26 protein-coding genes are annotated in these 26114 nt (G+C 66.1%); 19 read left to right on the forward strand and 7 right to left on the reverse strand.

Going from position 1 to position 26114, the window contains the following annotated elements; genetic code table 11:
- Positions 1-6: 6 nt before the first annotated feature.
- The 15 genes from ACCD11_RS18450 to accD all read left to right on the forward strand — a co-directional run bounded on the left by ACCD11_RS18450 (position 7) and on the right by accD (position 15847).
- A complete protein-coding gene (locus ACCD11_RS18450) occupies positions 7-708 on the forward strand; it encodes a succinate dehydrogenase iron-sulfur subunit (RefSeq protein ID WP_007830508.1) in 702 nt (233 codons plus the stop codon).
- 23 nt (positions 709-731) lie between these two features.
- Positions 732-1046 carry a succinate dehydrogenase assembly factor 2 gene (locus ACCD11_RS18455; RefSeq protein WP_413314970.1) on the forward strand — a complete coding sequence of 105 codons (315 nt, stop codon included), beginning with the start codon at positions 732-734 and terminating at the stop codon, positions 1044-1046.
- A gap of 24 nt (positions 1047-1070) precedes the next feature.
- Positions 1071-2381, forward strand: coding sequence for a citrate synthase (gltA, locus tag ACCD11_RS18460; protein ID WP_056586793.1), 1311 nt, complete (start codon positions 1071-1073; stop codon positions 2379-2381).
- Positions 2382-2502: 121 nt separating this feature from the next.
- Positions 2503-2643, forward strand: coding sequence for an entericidin A/B family lipoprotein (locus ACCD11_RS18465; RefSeq protein WP_056586789.1), 141 nt, complete (start codon positions 2503-2505; stop codon positions 2641-2643).
- A gap of 116 nt (positions 2644-2759) precedes the next feature.
- Positions 2760-3713, forward strand: coding sequence for a LysR substrate-binding domain-containing protein (locus ACCD11_RS18470; protein WP_413314971.1), 954 nt, complete (start codon positions 2760-2762; stop codon positions 3711-3713).
- A gap of 45 nt (positions 3714-3758) precedes the next feature.
- Positions 3759-5180, forward strand: coding sequence for a 3-isopropylmalate dehydratase large subunit (gene leuC / locus ACCD11_RS18475; protein ID WP_007830503.1), 1422 nt, complete (start codon positions 3759-3761; stop codon positions 5178-5180).
- A 16-nt stretch (positions 5181-5196) separates the two neighbouring features.
- A complete protein-coding gene (gene leuD, locus ACCD11_RS18480; RefSeq protein ID WP_413314972.1) occupies positions 5197-5847 on the forward strand; it encodes a 3-isopropylmalate dehydratase small subunit in 651 nt (216 codons plus the stop codon).
- A 43-nt stretch (positions 5848-5890) separates the two neighbouring features.
- Complete coding sequence (gene leuB / locus ACCD11_RS18485; protein ID WP_413314973.1) at positions 5891-6979, forward strand: 3-isopropylmalate dehydrogenase; 1089 nt, start codon at positions 5891-5893, stop codon at positions 6977-6979.
- 90 nt (positions 6980-7069) lie between these two features.
- The gene (gene asd, locus ACCD11_RS18490) at positions 7070-8215 is read left to right on the forward strand and encodes an aspartate-semialdehyde dehydrogenase (RefSeq protein ID WP_007830500.1); all 1146 of its coding nucleotides are present in this window, start codon (positions 7070-7072) and stop codon (positions 8213-8215) included.
- Between the two features lie 169 nt (positions 8216-8384).
- Positions 8385-11198, forward strand: a complete 2814-nt coding sequence (locus ACCD11_RS18495) for a FimV/HubP family polar landmark protein (RefSeq protein WP_413314974.1) — start codon at positions 8385-8387, stop codon at positions 11196-11198.
- A 29-nt stretch (positions 11199-11227) separates the two neighbouring features.
- Entirely contained in the window at positions 11228-12049 is an 822-nt protein-coding gene (truA, locus tag ACCD11_RS18500; RefSeq protein ID WP_007830498.1) for a tRNA pseudouridine(38-40) synthase TruA, read from the forward strand.
- Positions 12046-12738, forward strand: a complete 693-nt coding sequence (locus ACCD11_RS18505) for a phosphoribosylanthranilate isomerase (protein WP_007830497.1) — start codon at positions 12046-12048, stop codon at positions 12736-12738. The genes truA and ACCD11_RS18505 overlap by 4 nt, the downstream gene beginning before the upstream one ends.
- Before the next feature lie 47 nt (positions 12739-12785).
- Positions 12786-14063 (forward strand): tryptophan synthase subunit beta, encoded by a 1278-nt coding sequence (gene trpB, locus ACCD11_RS18510; protein WP_413314976.1) that lies wholly within the window; start codon positions 12786-12788, stop codon positions 14061-14063.
- Entirely contained in the window at positions 14063-14908 is an 846-nt protein-coding gene (gene trpA / locus ACCD11_RS18515) for a tryptophan synthase subunit alpha (RefSeq protein WP_413314977.1), read from the forward strand. The genes trpB and trpA overlap by 1 nt, the downstream gene beginning before the upstream one ends.
- A gap of 66 nt (positions 14909-14974) precedes the next feature.
- Entirely contained in the window at positions 14975-15847 is an 873-nt protein-coding gene (gene accD, locus ACCD11_RS18520; RefSeq protein WP_007830494.1) for an acetyl-CoA carboxylase, carboxyltransferase subunit beta, read from the forward strand.
- Positions 15848-15915: 68 nt separating this feature from the next.
- Here accD and ACCD11_RS18525 read toward each other — a convergent pair whose 3' ends face one another.
- Complete coding sequence (locus ACCD11_RS18525) at positions 15916-16476, reverse strand: YggT family protein (RefSeq protein ID WP_413315007.1); 561 nt, start codon at positions 16474-16476, stop codon at positions 15916-15918.
- Positions 16477-16525: 49 nt separating this feature from the next.
- Between ACCD11_RS18525 and ACCD11_RS18530 the strand changes: the two genes are divergently transcribed.
- From ACCD11_RS18530 to ACCD11_RS18545, 4 genes are all read left to right on the forward strand, one after another.
- Positions 16526-17170, forward strand: coding sequence for an LON peptidase substrate-binding domain-containing protein (locus tag ACCD11_RS18530; protein WP_413314978.1), 645 nt, complete (start codon positions 16526-16528; stop codon positions 17168-17170).
- 123 nt (positions 17171-17293) lie between these two features.
- Positions 17294-18856, forward strand: coding sequence for a lysine--tRNA ligase (lysS, locus tag ACCD11_RS18535; protein ID WP_413314979.1), 1563 nt, complete (start codon positions 17294-17296; stop codon positions 18854-18856).
- Positions 18853-20130: an Hsp70 family protein gene (locus ACCD11_RS18540; protein WP_413314981.1), complete on the forward strand. Its 1278-nt coding sequence runs from the start codon at positions 18853-18855 to the stop codon at positions 20128-20130. Before lysS ends, ACCD11_RS18540 begins: the two co-directional genes overlap by 4 nt.
- Positions 20127-20648, forward strand: coding sequence for a M48 family metallopeptidase (locus ACCD11_RS18545; RefSeq protein ID WP_007830489.1), 522 nt, complete (start codon positions 20127-20129; stop codon positions 20646-20648). Before ACCD11_RS18540 ends, ACCD11_RS18545 begins: the two co-directional genes overlap by 4 nt.
- A gap of 113 nt (positions 20649-20761) precedes the next feature.
- Here the strand turns inward: ACCD11_RS18545 and ACCD11_RS18550 are convergent, their stop codons facing one another.
- From ACCD11_RS18550 to recO, 6 genes are read right to left on the reverse strand one after another with little or no spacing between them, the layout of a single operon-like run.
- Positions 20762-21628: a hypothetical protein gene (locus tag ACCD11_RS18550; RefSeq protein ID WP_413314982.1), complete on the reverse strand. Its 867-nt coding sequence runs from the start codon at positions 21626-21628 to the stop codon at positions 20762-20764.
- Positions 21629-21649: 21 nt separating this feature from the next.
- The gene (locus ACCD11_RS18555) at positions 21650-22996 is read right to left on the reverse strand and encodes a galactosyl transferase GMA12/MNN10 family protein (protein ID WP_413314983.1); all 1347 of its coding nucleotides are present in this window, start codon (positions 22994-22996) and stop codon (positions 21650-21652) included.
- A 3-nt stretch (positions 22997-22999) separates the two neighbouring features.
- Positions 23000-24094 carry a beta-N-acetylhexosaminidase gene (nagZ, locus tag ACCD11_RS18560; RefSeq protein ID WP_413314984.1) on the reverse strand — a complete coding sequence of 365 codons (1095 nt, stop codon included), beginning with the start codon at positions 24092-24094 and terminating at the stop codon, positions 23000-23002.
- The gene (acpS, locus tag ACCD11_RS18565) at positions 24091-24483 is read right to left on the reverse strand and encodes a holo-ACP synthase (protein WP_007830485.1); all 393 of its coding nucleotides are present in this window, start codon (positions 24481-24483) and stop codon (positions 24091-24093) included. Before acpS ends, nagZ begins: the two co-directional genes overlap by 4 nt.
- A 13-nt stretch (positions 24484-24496) precedes the next feature.
- Positions 24497-25273: a pyridoxine 5'-phosphate synthase gene (locus ACCD11_RS18570; protein ID WP_413314985.1), complete on the reverse strand. Its 777-nt coding sequence runs from the start codon at positions 25271-25273 to the stop codon at positions 24497-24499.
- Entirely contained in the window at positions 25270-26040 is a 771-nt protein-coding gene (gene recO, locus ACCD11_RS18575) for a DNA repair protein RecO (RefSeq protein WP_413314986.1), read from the reverse strand. Before recO ends, ACCD11_RS18570 begins: the two co-directional genes overlap by 4 nt.
- Positions 26041-26114: the final 74 nt, after the last annotated feature.

Consider the following 26114-nt stretch of genomic DNA (forward strand, 5'->3'; position numbering starts at 1 on the left):
CACACGATGAAGCGCACATTCCAGATCTACCGCTACGACCCGGACAAGGACGCCAAGCCCTACATGCAGACGGTCGAGATCGAACTCGACGGCCATGAGCGCATGCTGCTCGACGCCCTGATGAAGCTCAAGGCGCAGGACCCGACGCTGTCGTTTCGCCGCTCGTGCCGCGAAGGCGTCTGCGGTTCCGACGCGATGAACATCAACGGCAAGAACGGTCTGGCCTGCCTGACCAACATGAACACGCTCAAGGGCACCGTGGTGCTCAAGCCGCTGCCGGGCCTGCCCGTCATCCGCGACCTGATCGTGGACATGACGCAGTTCTTCAAGCAGTACAACTCGATCAAGCCGTACCTCCAGAACGACAGCGTGCCGCCCGAGAAGGAGCGCCTGCAGTCGCCCGAGGAGCGCGACGAGCTCAACGGCCTGTACGAGTGCATCCTGTGCGCGAGCTGCTCCACGAGCTGCCCGAGCTTCTGGTGGAACCCCGACAAGTTCGTGGGCCCGGCCGGCCTGCTGCAGGCCTACCGTTTCATCGCCGACAGCCGCGACGAAGCCACCGCTGAGCGCCTGGACAACCTGGAAGACCCGTACCGCCTGTTCCGCTGCCACACGATCATGAACTGCGTGGACGTGTGCCCGAAGAGCCTGAACCCGACCAAGGCCATCGGCAAGATCAAGGAACTGATGGTGCGCCGCGCCATCTGACGCACGTCCTGCAAGAAGTCACCATGCAAACCGCCGCCGACTCCGACCAGCCGCTCAGCGAACGTGCGCTGAGCAAGCTGAAATGGCGCTGCCGGCGCGGACTGCTCGAGAACGACCTGTTCATCGCCCGCTTCTTCGAGCGGCACGAATTCCGCATGACCGTGGGTCAGGCGGGAGCGATGGAGACATTGATGGACCTGTCGGACAACGATCTCCTCGACCTCCTTCTGCGCAGAAAGGAGCCCGAGCCCGAATGGGCCGGGGCCGAGGTGGTCGCATTGCTGCAGCTGATGCGAACCGACGGCGCACAGCGTCCCGCCATCTCTCCTTCGTCCTGAATCCACCTCTGAAAGTAAACCGAAATGAAAGCATCCGATACCAAGGCCACGCTGTCGTTCAGCAACGGCGGCGACAGCGTCGACCTGCCGATCTACAAGGGCACCGTGGGCCCCGACGTGATCGACATCCGCAAGCTGTATGCGCAGACCGGCATGTTCACGTACGACCCGGGCTTCATGTCGACGGCGGCTTGCCAATCGGCCATCACGTACATCGATGGCGACAAGGGCGAACTGCTGTACCGCGGCTACCCCATCGAGCAGCTCGCAACCAACTGCGACTTCCTCGAGACCTGCCACCTGCTGCTGTACGGCGAACTGCCGGACGCCGCCAAGAAGGCCAACTTCACCAAGGTCGTGACCAACCACACGATGGTGAACGAGCAGATGCAGTTCTTCCTGCGCGGCTTCCGCCGCGATGCGCACCCGATGGCCATCATGACCGGCCTCGTGGGTGCGCTGTCGGCCTTCTATCACGACAGCACGGACATCAACAATCCCGAGCACCGCGAGATCGCCGCGATCCGCCTGATCGCGAAGATGCCCACGCTCGTGGCCATGGCCTACAAGTACACCGTCGGCCAGCCCTACATGTACCCGAAGAACGACCTGAGCTATGCGGGCAACTTCCTGCACATGATGTTCGCCACGCCGTGCGAGGAGTACAAGGTGAACCCGGTGCTCGAGCGCGCGCTCGACCGCATCTTCATCCTGCACGCAGACCACGAGCAGAACGCCTCGACCTCGACCGTGCGCCTTTGCGGCTCGTCGGGCACGAACCCCTTCGCGGCCATCGCGGCCGGCGTGGCTTGCCTCTGGGGCCCGGCCCATGGCGGCGCCAACGAAGCGGCGCTCAACATGCTCTACGACATCCAGAAGGAAGGTGGCGTGGAGAAGATCGGCGAGTTCATCAAGAAGGTCAAGGACAAGAACTCGAACGTCAAGCTGATGGGCTTCGGCCACCGCGTGTACAAGAACTACGACCCGCGCGCCAAGCTGATGCAGGAAACCTGCAACGAAGTGCTGACCGAGCTGGGCCTGGAACAGGATCCGCTGTTCAAGCTGGCCAAGGAACTCGAGAAGATCGCGCTGGAAGACGAGTACTTCGTGTCGCGCAAGCTCTACCCGAACGTCGACTTCTACTCGGGCATCGTGCAGCGCGCCATCGGCATCCCGGTGCCGCTGTTCACCGCGATCTTCGCACTGGCCCGCACGGTCGGCTGGATCGCCCAGCTGAACGAAATGATCGGCGACCCCGAGTACAAGATCGGCCGCCCGCGCCAGCTGTTCGAAGGCTCGCCCAAGCGCGACGTGCAGCCCATCGGCAAGCGCTGATCGCGCCGCCTGCGCTCAATACGGAAAGCTGCCCTCGGGCAGCTTTTTTGCGTCTTGGCTGACATGCAGCGCGCGGAAATCGGCGATAGCCTGCAACGCACTTAGTCGAAGGAGTTTCATCATGAAGTCGCTCGTCGCATTGTTCGCGGTCGCGTTTACTCTTGCCGTGCCACTGTCGGGTTGCAACACCTGGAGAGGAGCCGGCCAGGACGTCCAGAAGGCAGGGGAAAAGATGGAGGATTCGGCCAAGAAGCGTCAGTGACGCCTCTTTCGCTCATCGCGCGACGACAGTAATGGCATCGCGCATGGCGATGACCAAGACCTGAAAACAAGGGGAAAATACGGGCCTCCATCTCCATATGAGATGCCAAAACCCGTATGACCTCTTCCGAACGCAACTTCGCCCGGCGCATCGACCTCACGTCGCTGCAGCTGTTCGTGGCCGTTTGCGAACTTGGCAGCATCGGGCGGGCCGCGGAACGCGAATTCATTGCCGCTTCGGCCATCAGCAAGCGGCTTTCGGACCTGGAAGCCACCCTGGGCACCACCCTGCTCTACCGCCACGCGCGAGGCGTCGACCTTTCCCCCGCGGGCGAGAGCCTGCTGCACCATGCGCGCTCGGTGCTCTACAGCCTCGAGAAGATGCAGGGCGAACTCAGCGAATACGCCGAGGGCGTGCGCGGCCATGTCCGCGTGCACGCCAACATCTCGGCCATCGTGCAGTTCCTCCCCGAGGATCTCGGCGCCTTCACGCGCGAGCACGACGCGATCAAGATCGACCTCGAAGAGCATCTGAGCAACGAGGTGGTGCGCGCGATCCAGGAAGGCGCCGCCGACCTTGGCATCTGCCACATTCCCGACGGCACCAACGAGTTGCAGACGCTTCCCTACCGCCACGACCGGCTCGTGCTGATCGTGCCGGCCGGGCACCCGCTGGTCACGCAGGAGCCGATCGATTTCTCCGCCTCGCTGGACTTCGACCACGTCGGCCTGCACACCAACAGCTCGATCTACGTGGCCATGCACCAGGCCGCGCTGGAGGCGGGCCGCGGCGTCAAGCTGCGCATTCACGTGACCGGGCTCGACGCCATGTGCCGCATGATCGACAACGGACTGGGCATCGGCGTGATGCCGCAGCGCGCATTCGAACTGCTGCAAGCAGGCATCGGCAGCCGCCTGCGCAGCGTGGCGCTGAACGACACCTGGTCCAGGCGCGAGATCCGACTGGTGGCACGCGACTTCTCCACCTTGCCGGTGGCCGCGCGCACATTGGTCAACCATCTGCGCACGTCGGCGGCCGCCGCCGATGCCGCCGAGCCTCTCGCCGCATAGAACGCAAGACAATTCACCTCCCCACGAAAGACAGAAGAGACCGACATGGCACGCACGCTCTACGACAAGATCTGGGACGAACACGTCGTCCACACCGAGGAAGACGGCACCGCGATCCTCTACATCGACCGCCACCTGGTGCACGAAGTGACCAGCCCGCAGGCCTTCGAAGGCTTGCGCGAAGCCGGCCGCAAGCTGTGGCGCATCAGCTCGGTCGTGGCCACGGCCGACCACAACACACCGACCACCGGCTGGGAGCGCGGCTACGAAGGCATTGCCGACCCGACCAGCAAGGAACAGGTCACCACGCTGGACCACAACATCGCCGAATTCGGCGCCGCCGCGTTCTTCCCGTTCCTGAGCAAGCGCCAGGGCATCGTGCACGTGATCGGCCCTGAATCGGGCGCGACGCTGCCGGGCATGACGGTCGTCTGCGGCGACTCGCACACCTCCACGCACGGCGCCTTCGGCGCGCTGGCGCACGGCATCGGCACCAGCGAGGTCGAGCACGTGATGGCCACCCAGACGCTGCTCGGCAAGAAGGCAAAGAACATGCTCGTGAAGGTCGAGGGCAAGCTGCCTTTGGGCTGCACGGCCAAGGACATCGTGCTGGCCATCATCGGCAAGATCGGCACGGCCGGCGGCACGGGCTACACCATCGAATTCGCGGGCTCGGCCATTCGCGACCTGAGCATGGAGGGCCGCATGACTGTCTGCAACATGGCCATCGAGGCCGGCGCGCGCGCCGGGCTGGTGGCGGTCGACGAGAAGACCATCGCCTACGTGAAGGGCCGCCCGCTCGCGCCCACCGGCGTTGAATGGGACCAGGCCGTGGCCTACTGGCGCACGCTGCAGTCCGACCCGGGTGCGAAGTTCGATGCCGTGGTCGAACTCGACGCCACGCAGATCCAGCCCCAGGTCACCTGGGGCACCTCGCCCGAGATGGTGGTCGACATCAACGGCCGCGTGCCCGATCCCGACAAGGAAAAGGACGCCAGCAAGCGCAGCGCCATCGAGCGCGCGCTCGTCTACATGGGCCTGGAGCCGAACAAGGCCATGAACGACATCTTCATCGACAAGGTGTTCATCGGCTCGTGCACCAACAGCCGCATCGAGGACATGCGCGAAGCCGCTGCCGTGGTGAAGAAGCTGGGCCAGAAGGTCGCCAAGAACGTGAAGCTCGCGCTGGTCGTGCCCGGCTCGGGCGTGGTGAAGGAACAGGCCGAGCGCGAAGGACTCGACCTGATCTTCAAGGCCGCGGGCTTCGAATGGCGCGAGCCCGGCTGCTCGATGTGCCTGGCGATGAACGCCGATCGCCTGGAACCCGGTGAGCGCTGCGCATCCACCAGCAACCGCAACTTCGAAGGCCGCCAGGGCGCCGGTGGCCGCACCCACCTCGTGAGCCCGGCCATGGCTGCCGCCGCCGCGGTGCACGGCCACTTCGTCGACGTCCGTACGTTCGCCTGACCCCAGAGAGATTCACATGCAGAAATTCACCGTGCACAAGGGCCTTGTGGCCCCGATGGACCGCGAGAACGTCGACACCGACGCGATCATTCCGAAGCAGTTCCTCAAGTCGATCAAGAAGACCGGCTTCGGCGTGAACCTGTTCGACGAATGGCGCTACCTGGACGCCGGCTTTCCGGGCCAGGACCCGGCCAGCCGCAAGCCGAACCCCGACTTCGTGCTGAACCAGCCGCGCTACGCCGGCGCCTCGGTGCTGCTGGCGCGCAAGAACTTCGGCTGCGGCTCGTCGCGCGAACATGCGCCGTGGGCGCTCGACCAGTACGGCTTCCGCGCGATCATCGCGCCGAGCTACGCGGACATCTTCTTCAACAACAGCTTCAAGAACGGCCTGCTGCCGATCGTGCTGCCCGAAGCGCAGGTGGCCCAGCTGTTCGACGAGACCTTCGCCTTTCCGGGCTACACGCTGACCATCGACCTGGAGCGCCAGGTGGTCGTGAAGCCTGACGGCCAGGAGTTTGCGTTCGACGTGCAGGCCTTCCGCAAGTACTGCCTGATCAACGGGCTGGACGACATCGGCCTGACGCTGCGCCACAAGGACAAGATCAAGGCCTTCGAGGCCGAGCGCCTGGCATCGAAGCCTTGGCTGGCGCACACGATGATCTCGTGATCGACCGCATTTCCGTTTTCAAGAAAAAACCTCGGACCAACTTATGAAAATCGCAGTTCTCCCCGGTGACGGCATCGGCACCGAAATCGTGGCGGAAGCCGTCAGGGTGCTCGAAGTCCTCGACCTGAAGTTCGAGATGGAGTCGGCGCTGGTCGGCGGTGCCGCCTACGAGGCCCACGGCCATCCCCTGCCCGAATCGACGCTGAAGCTGGCAAAGGAATCCGACGCGGTGCTGTTCGGTGCGGTCGGCGACTGGAAGTACGACAAGCTCGACCGGCCGCTGCGCCCCGAGCAGGCCATCCTGGGGCTGCGCAAGAACCTGGGCCTGTTCGCGAACTTCCGCCCGGCTATCTGCTACGAGCAGCTGGTGGGCGCATCGAGCCTGAAGCCCGAGCTGATCGCGGGCCTGGACATCCTGATCATCCGCGAACTGACCGGCGACATCTACTTCGGCCAGCCGCGCGGGCGCCGCACTGCGGTCGACGGCCACTTCCCGGGCGCCGAGGAAGCCTTCGACACGATGCGCTACTCGCGCCCCGAGATCGAACGCATCGCCCGCGTGGCCTTCGAGGCCGCCCGCAAGCGCAGCAAGCGCGTGACCAGCGTGGACAAGGCCAATGTGCTCGAGACCTTCCAGTTCTGGAAGGACGTCGTCACGGAGGTGCACAAGGACTATCCGGACGTCGAGCTCGACCACATGTACGTCGACAACGCAGCCATGCAGCTCGTGAAGGCGCCCAAGAAATTCGACGTGGTCGTCACCGGCAACATGTTCGGCGACATCCTCTCGGACGAAGCCGCGATGCTCACCGGCTCGATCGGCATGCTGCCCTCGGCATCGCTCAATTCGAGCAACCAGGGCCTGTACGAGCCCAGCCACGGCAGCGCGCCGGACATTGCCGGCAAAGGGGTTGCCAATCCTTTGGCTACAATCCTGTCTGCTGCCATGATGCTTCGCTTTTCACTCAACCAGCCCGAAGCTGCCGACCGTATCGAGTCGGCGGTCAAGGACGTGCTCGCTTCGGGGCTGCGCACGAGCGACATCTGGTCGGAAGGCACGAAGCGCGTCGGCACCCGCGAGATGGGCGACGCGGTCGTTGCAGCAATCACCAAAAAGACGATTACCGGCTAACCGCAGCCCGCTTCGTCACGCCCCTCCCCGGCTCGACGAGTCGGGGGCAAAAAAAGACAACTTTTTCTTTTTTCACAAGGGCAAACTGAAATGGCGAACGCATCCAATCAACCTCTGGTCGGCCTCGTAGGCTGGCGCGGCATGGTCGGCTCGGTCCTGATGGACCGCATGCAGGCCGAAGGCGACTTCGGTCTCATCGAGCCGGTCTTCTTCTCGACCTCCAACGCTGGCGGCAAGGCTCCGGCAATGGCCAGGAACGAAACCGCGCTGAAGGATGCGAACGACATCGAGGCACTGAAGAAGTGCGACATCGTCATCACCTGCCAGGGCGGGGACTACACCAGCGAGGTCTTCCCCAAGCTGCGCGCCGCGGGCTGGGCCGGCCACTGGATCGACGCCGCCTCCACCCTGCGCATGCAGGACGACGCGGTCATCGTGCTTGACCCGGTCAACCTGCCGGTGATCCAGAACGCGCTCGCCAACGGCGGCAAGAACTGGATCGGCGGCAACTGCACCGTGAGCTGCATGCTCATGGGCGTTGGCGCCCTCTACAAGGCCGGCCTTGTCGAGTGGATGACCAGCATGACCTACCAGGCAGCCTCTGGCGGCGGCGCTCAGCACATGCGCGAGCTGCTGACCCAGTTCGGCACCCTGAACGCCGAAGTGCGCGCGCTGCTGGACGACCCGAAGTCGGCCATTCTCGAGATCGACCGCAAGGTGCTGCACAAGCAGCAGAACCTGAGCGCAGCCGAAACGGCCAATTTCGGCGCGCCGCTGGGCGGCTCGCTGATCCCCTGGATCGACAAGGACCTGGGCGACGGCATGTCCAAGGAAGAGTGGAAGGCCGGTGCAGAAACCAACAAGATCCTCGGCCAGGGTGCGGGCTTCGGCACTGCCGCCGTACCCGTCGATGGCTTCTGCGTGCGCGTCGGTGCGATGCGCTGCCACAGCCAGGCCCTGACCTTCAAGCTCAAGAAGGATGTTCCCCTGGCCGACATCGAAGCGATGATCGCCGCGGACAACCCGTGGGCCAGCGTGGTGCCGAACACGCGCGAAGCCACCGTGAAGGACCTGACGCCGGTGGCCGTGACGGGCACCATGAACATTCCGGTCGGCCGCATCCGCAAGCTGGCGATGGGCCCTGAGTACGTCGGTGCCTTCACCATCGGCGACCAGCTGCTGTGGGGCGCCGCCGAACCCCTGCGCCGCATGCTGCGCATCCTGCTCGAAGCCTGATGCGGGCAGCTCAGGGCCTTTTGAAACACAAACTGTTGCCTTCTGGCAACGGAAGATGTGATCGTAAGTATGCGCGCACTGGGTAGAACACGCGCACTGCCTTGTCAGTACCCGGTGATGGTGCTAACGTCCTCTTACAAATTCTGGGCCTGAGCCGCCCCCTATCAGCATGACAAGACATCTGTTGCCTGCGGCCAGCCCATCGGCCGCTCGCCCGCTTCTGCCATCGAATGGCTGGCGGCTTTCCATCCTCGGCGCGGCGGCAGCCGTGGCCCTGGGCATCGCCAGCACCGACGCCAGCGCTTTTGCGCTGGGTCAGCTGAAGGTGCAATCGGCCTTGGGCGAACCGTTGCGCGCCGAGATCGACGTGACCGAAATCGCCGCCAACGAGGCGGACGGTCTGAAGATCAACATCGCCACGGCCGAAGCCTTCAAAAACGCGGGCGTTCCGTACAACTCGGCACTGAGCGACGTCAAGGCGACGCTGCAGCGTCGCGCCGGCGGCCAGTACGTGGTGCGTCTGAGCGGCAACCGCCCATTGAACGACCCGTTCGTCGACCTGCTGCTCGAAGCCAACGGCGCCTCCGGCCGGATCGTGCGCGACTACACCGTGCTGCTCGATCCGCCGGCCACGCGCCAGCCAACGACCAGCGCGCCGGCCACGCCCATCGCACCCCGGATCGCCACGCCGACCGAACGCACTGCCCCGGCAGCGCGTGCGCGCCGCGAGCGCGCCCCTGTGGCGGCGCCATCGGCAGCACCCGCGGCGCCTGCGCCGGCTGCAGCAGCGCCCGCGCCGGTCACTGCGGCCGCACCTGCTCGCAGCAGTGGCGGCGAACAGGTTACGGTGCAGCGCGGCGACACCGCCAGCAAGATCGCGGCCGCCCACAAGCCCGCCGACGTGTCCCTGGACCAGATGCTGGTCGCGTTGCTGCTCGCCAATCCGGATGCGTTCTCGGGCGGCAACATCAACCGCATGCGCGCCGGCGCCGTGCTCGATCTGCCGAGCAGCGCCGAGGCGGCCGCCGTCCTGCCGGACGAAGCCCGCCGCACGGTCACGGCACAAAGCCGCGACTTCGGCGCCTATCGCCAGCGGCTGGCCGACAACGCGCCGACCTCGAACGTCGCGGCCGCGAGCCGCAAGGCCTCGGGCAAGCTGCAGGCCAACGTCGAAGACCGCAACGCAGCGGCCAGCACGCCCGACAAGCTCACGATCTCGCAAGGCAGCGCGGCCTCCCGCGCCGCCGACGAGAAGGTCGCCCAGAGCCGCCAGGCGCAGGACAGCAGCAACCGCGTCGCGGAACTGTCGAAGAACATCAGCGAGCTGAACAAGCTCAAGGCTGCAACGGGCACCGGTTCGTCGGCACCTGCTGCTGCCGGTGCGGCTGCACCGGCACCGGCGAAGCCGGGCATCCCGGTTCCGACACCGGCCACCAGCGCGACGGTCGCACCTCCAGTCGCCGCAAGCCCTGCCCCCATTGCTGCGCCGGCGCCAGCCCCGGCCCCAGCTCCTGTCGTCGCGGCCGCACCCGCAGTTCCTGCAGCGGCAACGGCAGCACCGAGCCCCGCCGCGCCCACGACCGAGGCAACTGCTGCCGCTCCTGCTGCTGCCCCGACGGCAGAGGCCGCCGCTGCCGCACCGGCAGCAGCCGCAACCGATGCAGCTGCTGCTCCCGCAACTCCGGCTGCGAGCGCCGCCGTGGCTGCCACGGCACCCAAGCCGGCCGTGAAGAAGCCGGCACCGCCGCCCCCGCCGGAGCCCACCTTCCTCGAAGAGCTCCTGGACAACCCGCTGATGCTGGCCGGCGCGGCGCTGATCGCGCTGCTTATCGGCTTCCTGCTGTACCGCGTGCTGGGCCGCCGGCGCGAGGAAATGAGCGAGAGCGTGTTCCTCGAAAGCCGCATCCCGAAGGACTCGTTCTTCGGCGCCAGCGGCGGCGAATCGGTCGACACCAAGCATCGTGGCGACTCCACCGTCTCGTCGCTGTCGTACTCGCCGAGCCAACTCGACGCGGGCGACGTCGATCCCGTGGCCGAAGCCGACGTCTACCTGGCCTATGGCCGCGACCTGCAGGCCGAGGAAATCCTGCGCGAAGCGCTGCGCCTGAACCCGGACCGCACCGCCATCCACCTCAAGCTGCTCGAGATCCACGCCAAGCGCCGCGACGTGCGTGCCTACGAAGGCCTCGCCACCGAAGTGCACAAGCTGACGGGCGGCCTCGGCTCCGACTGGAACCGTGTGGTCGACATGGGCAAGGATCTCGATCCGGGCAACCCGCTGTACGAATCGGGCGCTCCCCGCAGCGGCGGCGCCAGCGCGGCCGAGACGGCCGCCTTCGCGGGCGCCCTCGCCGCGGCCGCCAAGCCGGCAGCACCTGCTCCCGTTGCACCGCCGGTTGCCGTTGCTCCGCCCGCCTTCGTGCCCTCGGTGGCACCGCTGGACTTCGACCTCGACCTGACCACGCCGCCGGCACCCGCCCCCGCACCGGCCCAGCAACATGCACCGGTCAGCGCCAGCCTGCCGAAGTCGATCTACGCGTCCGCTCCGACGACCGCGCGCCCCCCAGCCCCCCTGTCGAACGGCCACGCCGCCACGCCTGTCGATCTCGAAAACGATTTCGACACCGCCCCCGGCGCGCTGACGGTCGACACGCTCCCCGGTTCGCTGAGCGATGCGGACAACACCCGCCCCGCCATGCTGCGCAATGCGCTGCCGGCCGACTCGGGCTTCATCGAGTTCGACATGAGCGCGCTGGCAGGCCTGCCAGCCCGCCCCGCCGAAACCGCGAAGCCCGCCGCAGCCGCCACGCACGATGACGATGAAGGCGACGACAGCCCGCACGCCGTCAAGCTGTCGCTGGCTCGCGAACTGCAAGCCATCGGCGACGTCGAAGGTGCCCGTTCGCTGGTCGAGGAAGTCGAAGCCGAAAGCGCCGGCGATCTCAAGTCGCAAGCCCGTCAGCTGCTCGCAGAACTGCGCTGAGCGGTTGTTGTTGTACCGTCCCTGAATTCGTGAGGCTGGCACTCGGCATCCGGTACAACGGCCAGGCGTACGAGGGCTGGCAAAGCCAGCGCTCGGGCCGCACGGTGCAGGACAAGCTCGAAGCGGCCCTCACGAAGTTCGCCGCGCAGCCATCCGGCAAGATCGGCACACTGTGCGCCGGCCGCACCGACGCCGGCGTCCACGCGCTGATGCAGGTGGTGCACTTCGACACCGACGTCGAGCGCGAGCCCTTCTCCTGGACGCGTGGCACCAACCGCTTCCTGCCCGACGACATCGCGGTGCAGTGGGCGCACCCGGTGCCCGATGAATTCCATTGCCGCGCCAGCGCGCTGGCACGCCGCTACCTCTATGTGCTCTCGCAGTCGCCGGTGCGGCCCAGCCTGGATTCGGGCCGGGTCGGCTGGTCGATGCATGCGCTCGACGGCGATGCAATGCGCAAAGCCGCCGCCGTGCTCATCGGCACGCATGATTTCAGTTCGTTCCGTGCCTCGGCCTGCCAGGCCAAGTCGCCCGTGAAGAACCTGCGCCGCATCCAAGTCACGCGGGTTGGCGAAGGCGAACGCTGCCGCTGGCATTTCGAGTTCGAGGCCGACGCGTTCCTGCACCACATGATCCGCAACCTGATGGGCTGCCTCGTGCGCATCGGCCGCGGCGACGAGCGGCCCGAATGGATTGCCGAGGTGCTCGAGGCGCGCAGCCGCAAGGCGGCGGCGCCGACCTTCTCCGCGGACGGCCTGTACTTCCTGGGCCCGTTGTACGATGCCAAGTGGGGTCTGCCGGCCGAGGCGACGCTGCAGGCCGGTGGCGCTCCTTATGATGGACCTCCATGACGTCTCCCCGCACCCGCATCAAGATCTGCGGCCTCACACGCGAGGCCGATGTGGATGCCGCGGTCGAAGCGGGTGCCGATGCCATCGGCTTCGTGCTCTATGCGAAAAGCCCCCGCGCAGTGACGGCCGAACGCGCTGCCGAACTCGCTTCGCGCCTGCCCCCGTTCATCACACCGGTGCTGCTGTTCGTCAACGAGGATGCTCCTGAAGTCATAGCAGCACTCGCCCATGTGAAGGGCGCGATCGCCCAGTTCCACGGCGAGGAAACGCCCGAACGGTGCGAGGAAGCCACCGGCCCAGGCCGCTTCCGCTACATGCGCGCCGCCCGCATTCCACTGGGGGCTGCCGGCGCCGGCTTCGACCTCGTAAAATACGCTTCCGATTACTCCCACGCCCAGGCCATCCTGCTCGACGCGCATGTCGAAGGTTATGGCGGTGGCGGCAAGGCATTCGATTGGTCACTTCTTCCACCCGCCGTCGACGCTCACCTCGTCTTGAGTGGTGGGCTCACACCTGCAAACGTGAGCGATGGCATTCGCATCCTGCGGACGCGCTGCAAGACGCTGTCCGTTGATGTGAGCTCGGGCGTCGAAATCGACGGTCCCGGGAACAAGGGCCTCAAGGACGCCGGAAAGATCCGGCAATTCGTCGCAGCCGTCAGGGCGGCCGACGCGTCCTTCTCCAGCTAGCCGCCGCAGCCGATCGATGTCGGGCTGCGGCCCACCGATCGAGAACCATGCAAAGCAACTACCAGCAACCCGACGCCACCGGCCATTTCGGCAATTACGGCGGCACCTTCGCGAGCGAAACGCTCACCCACGCGATCAACGAACTGCGCGACGCGTACGCCAGGTTCAAGGACGATCCGGCCTTCCTTGCCGAATTCCACTACGAACTGAAGCACTTCGTCGGCCGTCCCTCGCCGATCTACCACGCCGCGCGCACCAGCCGCGAAATGGGCGGCGCGCAGATCTACCTGAAGCGCGAAGACCTCAACCACACCGGCGCGCACAAGATCAACAACGTGATCGGCCAGGCGATGCTCGCGCGCCGCATGGGCAAGCCCCGCGTGATCGCCGAGACCGGCGCCGGCCAGCACGGCGTGGCCACCGCCACCATCTGCGCACGCTACGGCCTCGAATGCGTGGTCTACATGGGCAGCCAGGACGTGAAGCGCCAGAGCCCGAACGTCTACCGCATGAACCTGCTCGGCGCGACCGTGGTGCCCGTCGAATCGGGCAGCAAGACGCTGAAGGACGCGCTCAACGAGGCGATGCGCGACTGGGTCACGAACGTGGAAAACACTTTCTACATCATCGGCACCGTGGCCGGTCCGCACCCCTACCCGACCATGGTGCGAGACTTCCAGAGCGTGATCGGCACCGAGTGCATCGAGCAGATGCCCGCCATGCTCGCGGCCGACGGCATCACCGGCGAAGCGGAGGGCAGGCAGCCCGACGTGGTGGTCGCCTGCGTGGGCGGCGGCAGCAATGCGATGGGGATTTTCCATCCCTACATTCCGTTTGCCGGCACGCGCCTGATCGGCGTCGAGGCGGCGGGCGAAGGGCTCGACAGCGGCAAGCACTCGGCCTCGATCCTGCGCGGCAGCCCGGGCGTGCTGCACGGCAACCGCACCTACCTGCTGCAGAACGACGACGGCCAGATCACCGAGACGCACAGCATCAGCGCGGGGCTCGACTACCCCGGCGTGGGCCCCGAGCACGCGTACCTGGCCGACATCGGCCGGGCCGAATACGTCGGCATCACCGACACCGAGGCGCTCGAAGCCTTCCATTATTTGTGCCGAACGGAGGGCATCATTCCCGCGCTCGAATCCAGCCATGCCGTGGCCCACGCGATGAAGCTCGCGAAGACCATGCGCCCCGATCAATCCATCCTGGTGAACCTCTCGGGCCGTGGCGACAAGGACATCGGCACCGTGGCCGACCTGTCGGGCGTCGACTTCTATGACCGCCCCTCGATGCGCGGCCTCAGCGTGAAGGGAGGCAAGTGATGAGCCGCATTGCAACCACCTTCGACGCACTGAAAAAAGACGGCCGCCGCGCCCTCATTCCCTACGTCACCGCCGGTTTCCCGTTCGCAGACATCTCGCCCGAGCTGATGCACGGCATGGTCGAGGCCGGCGCCGACGTGATCGAGCTGGGCGTGCCCTTCTCCGACCCCATGGCCGACGGGCCCGTGATCCAGAAGGCCGGCGAGGCCGCGCTGGCATTGGGCATCGGCATGAAGCAGGTGCTGGCCATCGTCGCCGCCTTCCGCCAGAAGGACGCGACCACGCCCGTGGTGCTGATGGGCTATGCCAACCCGGTCGAGCGCTACGACCTCGTGCACGGAAAGAAAGCCTTCATCCGCGATGCGGCCGCGGCCGGCGTCGACGGCCTGCTGGTGGTCGACTACCCGCCCGAGGAATGCGAAGCTTTCGCGGCGGACCTGAAGGCGGCCGGCATCGACCTGATCTTCCTGCTCGCGCCAACGAGCACCGACGAGCGCATGGCGCAGGTCGCGCGCATCGCGAGCGGCTACGTCTACTACGTGTCGCTCAAGGGCGTGACCGGCGCCGGCCACCTCGACACCGAGGCGGTCGGGCAGATGATTCCGCGCATCCGCCAGCACGTGAGCATTCCGGTCGGCGTGGGTTTCGGCATTCGCGACGCGCGCACCGCGCAGGCGGTCGGCTCGGCCGCCGATGCGGTCGTGATCGGCACGAAGATCATCCAGTTGATCGAAGACCAGCCCCGCGAAAAGGTCGTGCCCGTGGTGCGCGAATTCCTCGCCGGCATCCGCGAGGCGCTCGATGCGCTGCCGGCGGCTATCCCGAAGAATGCGGCTGGCCGATAATCGCTGCTGCCCCTCACCCCCAGCCCCTCTCCCGCATGCGGGAGAGGGGAGCTAATTCGGAGTCCTATGAGCTGGCTTGAAAAACTGCTACCCGCCAAGATCGCACAAACCGACCCATCGGAGCGCCGCCAGGTGCCCGAGGGCCTGTGGATCAAGTGCCCCGCCTGCGAGACCGTCCTCTACAAGACCGACCTCGAGCACAACCAGAACGTCTGCCCCAGCTGCAGCCACCACCACCGCATCGGCGCCCGCGCGCGGCTCGACGCGTTCCTCGACGCCGAGGGCCGCTACGAAGTCGGCCAGGAAGTGCTGCCGGTCGACGCCCTGAAATTCAAGGACAGCCGCAAGTACCCCGAGCGGCTCAAGGAAGCGCTGGAGAACACCGGCGAGACCGACGCGCTGGTCGTCATGGGCGGCTCGGTGCACAGCATCAGCGTGGTCGTGGCCTGCTTCGAGTTCGAGTTCATGGGCGGCTCCATGGGCAGCGTGGTCGGCGAGCGCTTCGTGCGCGGCGTCGAAACCGCCATCGAGCAGAAGGTGCCCTTCATCTGCTTCACCGCAACCGGCGGCGCGCGCATGCAGGAAGGCCTGCTCTCGCTCATGCAAATGGCCAAGACCAACGCCGCGCTCACGCGCCTCGCGAAGAAGGGCCTGCCCTACATCAGCGTGCTGACCGACCCGACGATGGGAGGCGTGTCGGCCGGCTTCGCCTTCGTGGGCGACGTGGTCATTGCCGAGCCCAAGGCGCTGATCGGCTTCGCCGGCCCGCGCGTGATCGAGTCGACCGTGCGCGTGACGCTGCCCGAAGGCTTCCAGCGCGCCGAGTTCCTGCAGACCAAGGGCGCCATCGACTTCATCAGCGACCGCCGCGAACTGCGCAAGACCATTGCCAGCTCGCTGGCCATGCTGCTGCGCCAGCCGGCCGACGCGGTCAGCTGAGGAACGAACAGCAAGCCAATGCAAAAGAGCCCGGGTGCGATGCACCCGGGCTCTTTTGCTTGTGAGGCTCAGAACGTCAGTTGATAGGCAAACATCAGCAGGTTGCCCAGCACGATCGCGATCACCTGCAGTACCACGATGGCCGCCAGCGGCGAGAGATCGACGCCGCCGATCAGCGGGATGAAGCGCCTGAAGGGCCGCACCAGCGGCTCGGCCAAACGGGAGATCAAGTCAAGCAGCATCGGCGACGCGCCCGGAATCCAGGACAGCACCGCATAAACCACCAGCAGTGCGGTCAGGCCCGAGACGGCCAGCTGCATCAGCCCGACCAGCGACACCAGGGGAAGGGTCGCAATCCGTCCCAGGTTGCCGGCAAGCAGCCACAGCAGCAGGAACTTCAGCAGCACCAGCAGCCACGCGGCGATCAGGCTGGCAAGGTCCCAGCGCTTCACCGACGGCACGATGCGCCGCAGCGGCAGCACGATCCAGTCGGTGATGGCGAACACGAAGCGCCCGAGCGGATTGCCGAACGGCACCCGGTGGTATTGCATGTAGAGGCGCAGCAGGCAGGCGCCGCCGAGCAGGCCGACGATCACGTCGAGGAGGAACGAGGGAATCTGATAGAGCATGGGGCGCAGCCGTGAGCGGAATGCGATGATAGCCACGCAAGGCTCTTCGATGACGACACTACCCCTTTTGCATTCACTGCCATTGTTTCCGCTCGGTACGGTCCTGTTTCCGGGAGGCCTTCTTCCGCTGCGCATCTTCGAGGTCCGCTATCTCGACATGATCGGCAAATGCCGCAAGGCCGACGCGCCCTTCGGCGTGGTGAGCCTCACCAGCGGCAGCGAAGTGCGCAAGGCCGGCGCCGATGCGGAGAGCTTCGCTGCCATCGGCACGTTGGCGATGATTCGCGAGTTCGAATCGCCGCAAAGCGGGCTGCTGCAGATCGAATGCGTGGGCACGCAACGCTTCCGGGTGCGCGACACCGAGTTGCAGAAGCACGGTCTGTGGGTCGCCGAAGTGGAGGCCGTGGCCGACGACGTCGCGCTGGAAATTCCCGACGACCTGAAACACACCGCCACGGCACTGCAACGCCTGATCGACACGCTCGAGGAGCGGCGCCGCGAACAGGGCGGATCGGTACGGTTGCCCATCGGCATGCCCTACCTGCTCGACGATTGCGGCTGGGTGGCGAACCGCTGGTGCGAACTGGTGCCGATGCAGCTCGAACTGAAGCAGCGCCTGATGGAGCTCGACAGCCCGCTGATGCGCCTCGAGCTGATCAGCGATCTGCTCGCACGCACGGGTATTGCTCAATAGATCGCTATATTTTTCGTAGCGCATTACGCAGGATCGGCGGGCATTGGACAGCGGCTTCGCCTGAATCCGATCGGCTAAAATGCCGGGCTCGCGCACGCTCCCGTTGCGCCTCACCCGCTCTCCATGTCCGATCACCTGACCCCTCCCATTCCCACGCCCGCTGCAGCGCCCGCCTCGGCGCCGGCCGTCGACGACAACCAGCTCATCGCCGAACGCCGCGAGAAGCTCAAGCTGCTGCGCACAGCGCAGACCGAGGGCAAGGGGGTTGCGTTCCCGAACGACTTCAAGCCGGGCCACCGCGCCGCGGCACTCGTCGAGGCACATGGCGCCACCGAGGCCGAGGCCCTCGAAGCGCAAGCCGTTTCCGTGAGCGTGGCCGGCCGCATGATGCTCAAGCGCGTGATGGGCAAGGCCAGCTTCGCGACCGTACAGGACGCCACGAGCCGCATCCAGCTCTACGTGACGCGCGACGCGGTCGGCGAAGACGTCTACGCCGATTTCAAGCGCTGGGACCTCGGCGACATCGTGGGCGCCGAAGGCACGCTGATGAAGACCAAGACCGGCGAGTTGTCGGTCAAGGTCACGAAGCTGCGCCTGCTTACCAAGAGCCTGCGCCCGCTGCCCGACAAGTTCCACGGCATGGCCGACCAGGAGCAGAAGTACCGCCAGCGCTACGTCGACCTGATCACCGACGAAACCGCCCGTGTGCGCTTCACCGCGCGCAGCAAGGCAGTGAGCGCGCTGCGCGAATTCATGGTGGCCAATGATTTCCTCGAAGTCGAGACGCCCATGCTCCACCCGATTCCGGGCGGCGCGAACGCCAAGCCTTTCAAGACGCACCACAACGCGCTCGACCAGGAAATGTTCCTGCGCATCGCGCCCGAGCTCTACCTCAAGCGCCTGATCGTCGGCGGCTTCGAGCGCGTGTTCGAGATCAACCGGAGCTACCGCAACGAGGGCATCTCGGTGCGGCACAACCCCGAGTTCACGATGATGGAGTTCTACGCGGCCTACTGGAACTACCGCGACCTGATGGACTTCACCGAGACGCTGATCCGCACCATCGCCGACAAGGCCGTGGGCACGCAGCAACTCACGTACGGCGGCAAGGCCGTCGATCTGACGCAGCCCTTCGAACGCCTGACGATCCGCGAAGCGATCCTCAAGCACACCGACGCCGGCGACGGTGTGGACGACAGCGCCTGGCTGATCAATGCACTGCGCAAGATCGGCCTCAGCGAAGAGAAGGACAAGCTCTCGCAGCGCAGCCTCGCGAGCCTGCAGGTGATGTACTTCGAGGAAACCGTCGAAGAAAAGCTCTGGCAGCCGACCTTCATCATGGAGCACCCGACCGAGATCTCGCCGCTGGCGCGCGCCAACGACGAGCGCCCCGAAGTCACCGAGCGCTTCGAGCTCTACATCACGGGCCGCGAATTCGGCAATGGCTTCAGCGAGCTCAACGACGCCGAAGATCAGGCCGCGCGCTTCAACGCCCAGGTGGTCGCCAAGGACAGCGGCGACGACGAGGCCATGTTCTACGACCACGACTTCGTTCGCGCCCTCGAATACGGCATGCCGCCCACCGGCGGCTGCGGCATCGGCATCGACCGGCTGATGATGCTGCTGACCGATTCGCCGAGCATCCGCGATGTGATTCTGTTCCCGGCGCTGCGCAGGGAATCTTGAACGTGCAGTTACCGTCGTCGCTGCCGACGATCGGCATCGACTTCGGCACCTCCAACTCCGCCGTGGCCTGCCGGGTCGACGGCGAGGCCCGCTTGTTGCCCATCGAAGGCGTGGCCACCACCCTGCCCACCGCGATCTTCTTCAATGCCGAAGACCGAACCACGCATTTCGGCCGCGACGCCATCGGCCAGTACCTCTCGGGCACCGAAGGCCGGCTGATGCGCTCGCTGAAGAGCCTGCTCGGCAGCGCGCTGATGCAAGAGAAGACCGCCATTTACGACGGCCTCGTGAGCTTCGAGGACATCATCGCCCGCTTCCTGCGAGAGCTGGCCGTGCGCGCCAGCCGTGAACTCGGCCAGATGCCCGAGCGCGTGGTGATCGGCCGGCCCGTGCACTTCGTGGACGACGATCCGAAGCGCGACGAGCGTGCCGAGGAAAGCCTGCGCCACGCGGCACGCGCAGCGGGGTTCCGCGAGATCGCCTTCCAGCTCGAGCCGATCGCAGCCGCGTTCGACTACGAGCAGCGCATCGCCAAGGAGTCGATCGTGCTCATCGTCGACATCGGCGGCGGCACCTCCGACTTCACCGTAGTGCGCGTCGGACCCGAGCGCGCGACCCGCGAGGACCGCAGCGACGACGTGCTGGCCACCAGCGGCGTGCACATCGGCGGCACCGATTTCGACCAACGCCTGAACCTCGAGCGCGTGATGCCGCAGTTCGGCTTCCGGCACCACGGCCCGCAGGGGCGCGAAGTGCCGAGCAAGGTGTTCTTCGAACTCTCCTCCTGGCACCTTATCAACTGGCTCTACGCCGCCAAGGCAGTGCGCCAGGCGAAAGACCTGCGCACGAGCTACAGCGACACGCGGCTGCACGACCGGCTGATGACCGTGCTCGAGGAACGGCACGGGCATCGCATCGCGAGTGCGGTGGAAGCGGCCAAGATCGATGCGTCGATCACCGACGCCGAAACCGCCATCGACCTCGGTTGTGCCGAGCGCGGGCTGGTGGCCTCGCTCACGCCGGCCGACATGGCTCAACAATTGGCAGGTTCGCTCGAGAACGTGATCGCCTGCGCGCACGCCTGCGTCAAGCGCGCGGGCCTGCGCAGCGGTAACCTCGACGCGATCTATCTCACCGGCGGCTCTTCCGCCCTTCGGCCGTTCCAGCACGCTCTGCGCAGGAGCTTCGCGGGCGTGAATCTGGTCGAGGGTGACCTGTTCGGCGGCGTGGCTACGGGACTCGCCTGCGCGGCGCGCACCGGGTACCGGGCATGAAATACCTGGCGGGCTATCCGGCGCCCCTGCTGGATCAGGTCCGCCAGCTGATGGCCGAGGACAAGCTGGCCGCGATGCTCGGCAAGCGCTATCCCGACGGGATGCACAGCGTGCAGACCGACCGCGCGCTCTACGACTACGTGAGCGACCTCAAGAGCGAGTTCATGCGCAAGGCCGAGCCGCTGTCGAAGGTCATGTTCGACAACAAGCTGCATGTGATCCGCAACGCGCTCGGGACGCACACAACAGTTTCGCGCGTGCAGGGCGGAAAGCTCAAGGCAAAGCGTGAAATCCGGGTGGCGAGCCTGTTCAAGGGCGTGCCCCTGGCTTGGTTGCGGATGATCGTTGTGCACGAACTCGCACATACCAAGGAAAAGAGTCACGACAAGGCCTTCTACGCGCTATGCGCGCACATGGAGCCCGACTACCATCAGCTCGAATTTGACCTGCGGCTCTACCTGACCCACCTGGACACCGGCGGCGAACCGCTCTGGTCGACGGCCTCGAAGGCGCCGTGACCGCCCGCCTTTCCCTTTTCCACGGATCGACCGCACCCATGTCCACCCCGCCGACCGAAGCCGTCCGCGAGACGCTGGCACGCATCGGGCGCTGAAGACTTCCCGCGTCTTCCTCAGTCCACCGCGGCCCTTACCTGCTCGACGTCGGCGACGGCCAGCCAGTGGCAGTAGCCGCCCGAGGTGCGCCGGTCGATTTCGTCGAGCGCCATGCCGGCATATTTGTCAGCGCGGTACTGGTGCTTGGACCAGTACTGGTCGGTGTGCCACGCATGGATGTGCAGGACGTCGCTGCCCAGCGCGCGGTTCGCATAGGGCAGATGGTCAAGCAGTCCCAGCGAGCATTGCTGGGGGTAGGTGCGACGCAAGGCCAGTTCGCCCGCGTACATCGTGACGACGTTCTTGCACCAGCCCGGCCATGTACCCTGGAAGTGGCGAAACTCCTCGTCGAGCAGCTTGTTGCAGTAGTCGAGCTGGGACTCCACGAAATTGCAGACGAACTCGGACGGCCCGAGCACCGAAGCGCCGACGTTGTGCAGGCCGGAATGCGGAAAACCCCAGCGCTGGCTGCACTCGGACAGCTTGCGGCGAACCTCTTCTTCATAGGCGTACGCGCCGAAGCCGAAGCACAGGCCGGTCGGCGTGAAGTTCGTGAGCGCCGGCGTGACGAAGGTATCGCAATCGGTCTTCAGCAGGGTGTCGTACTTCCTGCACTCCTCGATCACGGCCGGCTCGCACAGGTTCGCCACGGAATTGATGTAGCCGTAGCCGTTCCAGTCGGCATTGCGCTGCGCGTAGGGCTCGCTCGGAATCACGACGATCCGCTCGTCCTGAGGCAGTGCGCCGACGGCGTCCGGATGGCAGACGGCGATGATCCTTGCACGTGAGAACAGGTTCGAGAAGATCATGCTTTTGTAGAGCCATGAAAACTCGTCGATGATTTCCCGTTTGTTGTCGATGTAGACCAGCACGCCCATCGTCATGTCGTTTCCTTTCGCCAACTGCTATCGGATCCGTTGCGAGCGGGCATCCATCGCGGCCATGTACACGGAGCGGTAAGGCTCGCCGAGATTGATGAAATGCACCAGCAAGGAGTCCTCGCTGGCCAGATGCGGCGGCGTGTTGATGCTGAGGTTGTCAAGGATGTTCTGCTCGCCGACAAGGCCCTCTTCCATCAGCACCTCGTTCGTGTAGTACTGGTCGCCCTGGCTGCTGTAGACCGCCGACTTGTCAGCCACGCCGCCGATGCGCTCCCAGATGCGGTCGAGCAGGCGCGAGTTGCCGGGCGTGTTCCGAAAACCCATGACGCCAGAGTTGAACTGCCAGGCGCCGACGTCCTTGGCAAGCAGCAGGTCGCGGCCTTCGAGCAGTGGCTCGATGCGTTTCGCCTGGTTGTAGAAGACGACATCCGCATCCACCCAGATGACCCACTCATGACGGGCCAGGTGCTGGTTGATGAGCCAGCTCCGGATCCAGGAGCCGTTGATGTTCGGACCGATGGATGCGGGAATGTCGCGGTACACGTGGTACGCATGGCCATGCCTGTCGCAATAGCGGCGCACGTTGTGCTCGGACACGCGCGCGTAGCTCCGGATATGCGGCGTATAGAGCGTCAGAAAGGCGACGGGCGCCTCCGGGTTGTAGCTGTCCACCGCCGCCGGCGATACCTCCGGGTACGCCGGTTCCTGCAGGACCGGGCGCCCCTGGGTCAACGCCTCGTCGACCTGCTCTGCCAGCAAGCGCTGCAGGTTCAGATCGTGCAGCATGTCCTCGCGCAGTTCGCCCTCCACCTCGACCGGCAGCGCTCCCAGGTTGACCACGAAGATCGACGCCTGGTACCACTGCGCAATGCGCCAGGACACGTTGACGTAGAACCCCTGCTCCATGGCATTGCATCCCAGCAGGCCCGCAGGCCGCAGGCGCGCGGCCTCGTCGATGCGTTTCGCCGCCAGCGCGATCACGTGCCCTGAATCGACGATCAACTGGTGCAGCATCGACCGGTTGGCAGCCGTGTTGCGCACGACCATCATGTTGGTCATGGCCAGGCCCGTCTGGCTGCCCACGGGAGGACTCTCGACCGCGAGCAGGTCACGTCCCTGCATCAGGACGTCGATCGCCACGGGGTGGAAGACCACCGAATCGCCATCGATGAAGAACAGCCAGTCTCCTTCGGTCAGCGTGCGCAGATGGCGCAGGATCTCGCTGTACTTGGCGCTGGCGCGAAGCGCCGGGTGAAGGATGCGGTCGCTCTCGATCCATTTGTGGGGATAGCCGTAGAGCCTGCAGTAGTGCGCGTGGTTGCGCAGCACCGCTTCGTCCTGGCGCTGAAGGATACTGAGGCACAAGGGCATGGCTTACTCCGCAAGGCCGGGCTGGGCCAACGCACGCTTGGCGTCACGGTAGGCCGTGGAAGCCACCAGTGCGTCCCAGGCAATCGAGGGGCCACTTGGCAACAGGCCCCTGCGGCGCGCTTCGCTGCGCATGTCAGGCTTCCAGCGCTCAGTGCGCGCCGCGAGAGCGAAGTCTTCGAGCATTTCATCCAGCGGCGCGCCGTCGCCAACGCTCTTGTTGCACAGCATCGCCAGATCGCACCCGGCTTCGAGCGCAGCCAGCGCCGCATCGGCGTAGCTGAGCAACCGGCCATCGATATAGCGGCCCGCCTCCATGCTCAGGTCGTCGCTGAACACGGCGCCGCCGAAGGCAAGGCGCTGGCGCAGGATCGCCTTGAGCCACTTCGACGAAAACCCCGCCGGCCGCTTGTCGACCTTCGGATAGATCACGTGCGCAGGCATCACCGCAGCGAGCGTGCCCGACAGCCAGTCGTACGGCTTGGCATCGTCGTCCAGGATGGCCTTGAGGCCGCGCTCGTCCACCGGAATCTCGACGTGCGAATCCGCATGCACGAACCCGTGTCCCGGGAAGTGCTTGCCGCAGTTGCGCATGCCCATCTGCAGCATGCCGTGCATCACGCTCTTGGCCAGCAGCGCGACCACGCGCGGGTCGCGGTGGAAGCTGCGGTCGCCGATGACGCTGCTGCCGCCGTAGTCCAGGTCGAGCACCGGTGCGAAGCTGAAGTCGACGCCGCAGGCGCGCAGCTCGCCCGCCAGTACCTGTCCGGCAGCGGTCGCGGCCTGGGTGGCGCGCATGGCGTCGCGCATCCACAGCTCGCCCAGCGCGCGCATCGACGGCAGGCGCGTGAAGCCGTCGGTGCGAAAGCGCTGCACGCGGCCACCTTCGTGGTCGACGCAGATCAGCAGGTCGGGCCGGATTGCCTTGATCTCGGCATTGAGCGCGGTCATCTGGGCGCGATCCCGCCAGTTGCGGGCGAAATGGATCACGCCGCCGACAAGCGGATTGGCGAGGCGCCGGCGGTCGGCGTCGTTGAGTTCGGTGGCCGCCACATCGATGATCAGCGGCGCGTGGGGGCGATCGGCAAGCCCGGCGGTCATGTTTTCTCCACCACCACGAAGCTCGCGGCGTATTCGGTTTCGTCGGTCACGGTCACGTGGGCCGTGAGGCCCTGCGCCTCGAACCAATCCTTCAGGTCGCCATGCAGCACGATGACGGGCTTGCCGCTGCGCAGGTTCGCGATTTCGCACAGCCGCCAGCTCATGGGCGAACGCATGCCCAGGCCGATAGCCTTGCTGAAGGCCTCCTTGGCGGAGAACCGGGTCGCAAGGTAGCTCAGGCCGCGCTTGGGCCAGCGAGCGCGGCGGGCTTCCCAGACCTTGAACTCGGCATCGCTCAGCACCTTGCGGGCAAAGCGTTCACCCTGCCGCTCGAAGGTCGCTGCAATGCGACGCAAGTCGCAGATGTCGGTGCCAATGCCGTAGATCATGCGGCGCTGGCGTTCATTGCTGCGCCTCGTCGATGCAGCGCAGGTAGTCGCGCGTGGCGGCCGTGTAGCCAAGCTCGAGCGCGTCGGCCACGAAGGCATGGCCGATCGAGACTTCCTGCACGCCGGGCACCGCGCGCAGGAAGGCGGCGAGGTTGTCGCGGCTCAGGTCGTGCCCGGCATTGACGCCCAAACCCGCGGCCAGCGCCGCGCGCGCCGAATCGGCATAGCGCGCCAGCACCGCCTGCTCGTCGGGCGTGCCGCGTGATGCCGCGTAGCCTTCGGTGTAGAGCTCGACGCGGTCGGCGCCCACGGCCTTGACCGCGGCCATCATCTCGGGGATCGGGTCCATGAACAGGCTGACGCGTACGCCCAGCGCCTTCGCTTCGGCGATCAGCGGGCGAAGGCGGTCGGCATCGTCGGGGAAGGTCCAGCCGTGGTCGCTGGTCGACTGGGTTTCGCTGTCGGGCACGAAGGTGGCCTGGTGCGGCTTCAGCGTGCGCACGAAATCCATCAGGTTCTGGAACGGGTTGCCCTCGATGTTGAACTCGATGGCCGGCCAGTCCTTGGCGAGCAGCGCCGACAGGTCTCTGACGTCGTGCGCGCGGATATGGCGTGCATCGGGCCGCGGATGCACTGTGATGCCGTGCGCACCGGCGGCCAGGCAGGCCTGGGCAGCCTTCACCACGCTCGGAATGCCCAGGTGGCGCGTGTTGCGGACCAGGGCGACCTTGTTGAGGTTGACCGACAGCGAGGTGGGAGTGGCGATGCCGGCGTGGCCTGAAGTGCTCATAGTGCTTGCAGATCTCTCATCATTTGCCGCGTGCGCAGCGTGGACACGCCGCAATGGTAGTTGAGCAAGGCGCGCAACTGGTTGCGCAGGGCACTGTTGCTACCGGCGTTCATGGTGGCAATTTCACGCAACGTGGCGGTAAAAGGAGCCCGGTCGTCGAGAACGGCCTGCAGGGCCTGCCACTCGGTACCGGTCAGTGCTGCCTCGTCGGCGGCGGCCTGGCGCAATCCGGCTTCGGGCACGAGGCTGTAGCGCTCCCGGGCGGCGAGCGGTTCCAGCGTGAGGGTCTGCGCATCGAGCGAGGGCAGCAGGCCAACCCCGCGCAGCAGCAGCAGTTCGAAAGCGCGCAGCGCCGCCGCCTGGGTGGCCGCCTGGGCCTCGGCGTGATCGCCCGCCAGCACCTGAACAACCCCGGCGTAGGCGTCGAACAGCGCTTCGTGGGCGTCATCGCGCGCCAGCAGTCGCAGCAGCAGTTCGTTGACGTAGTAGCCCGACAGCAGCGCCTCGCCGGTCGGCATGACGTGGCCGCCCATCCATTCGGCGCCCTTGAGCGTGCGGATCTCGGCGTCGCCACCGTAGTTGAGCTGCAGCGGCTGCAGCGGCAGCAGCACGGGACGGAAGTTGGAGCTCGGCCGCTTCGCCCCCTTGGCCACGAGCGCGATGCGCCCGTGGTGGCGGGTGAATACCTCGAGGATCAGGCTCGACTCGCTCCAGTCGTAGCGATGGAGGACGTAAGCCGGCTCGTGCGAAACGCGGTGGGTGGCCATGTCAGTGCGCTATGGAGCATCGAGGCTTGAAGGCGGCAAACGCCGTGGAACCGGCTTCGCCGGACCACTGGCGT

The organism is Variovorax sp. Varisp36 (genome assembly GCF_047304235.1).
In the GTDB taxonomy this organism is placed as follows: Bacteria; Pseudomonadota; Gammaproteobacteria; order Burkholderiales; family Burkholderiaceae_C; genus Variovorax.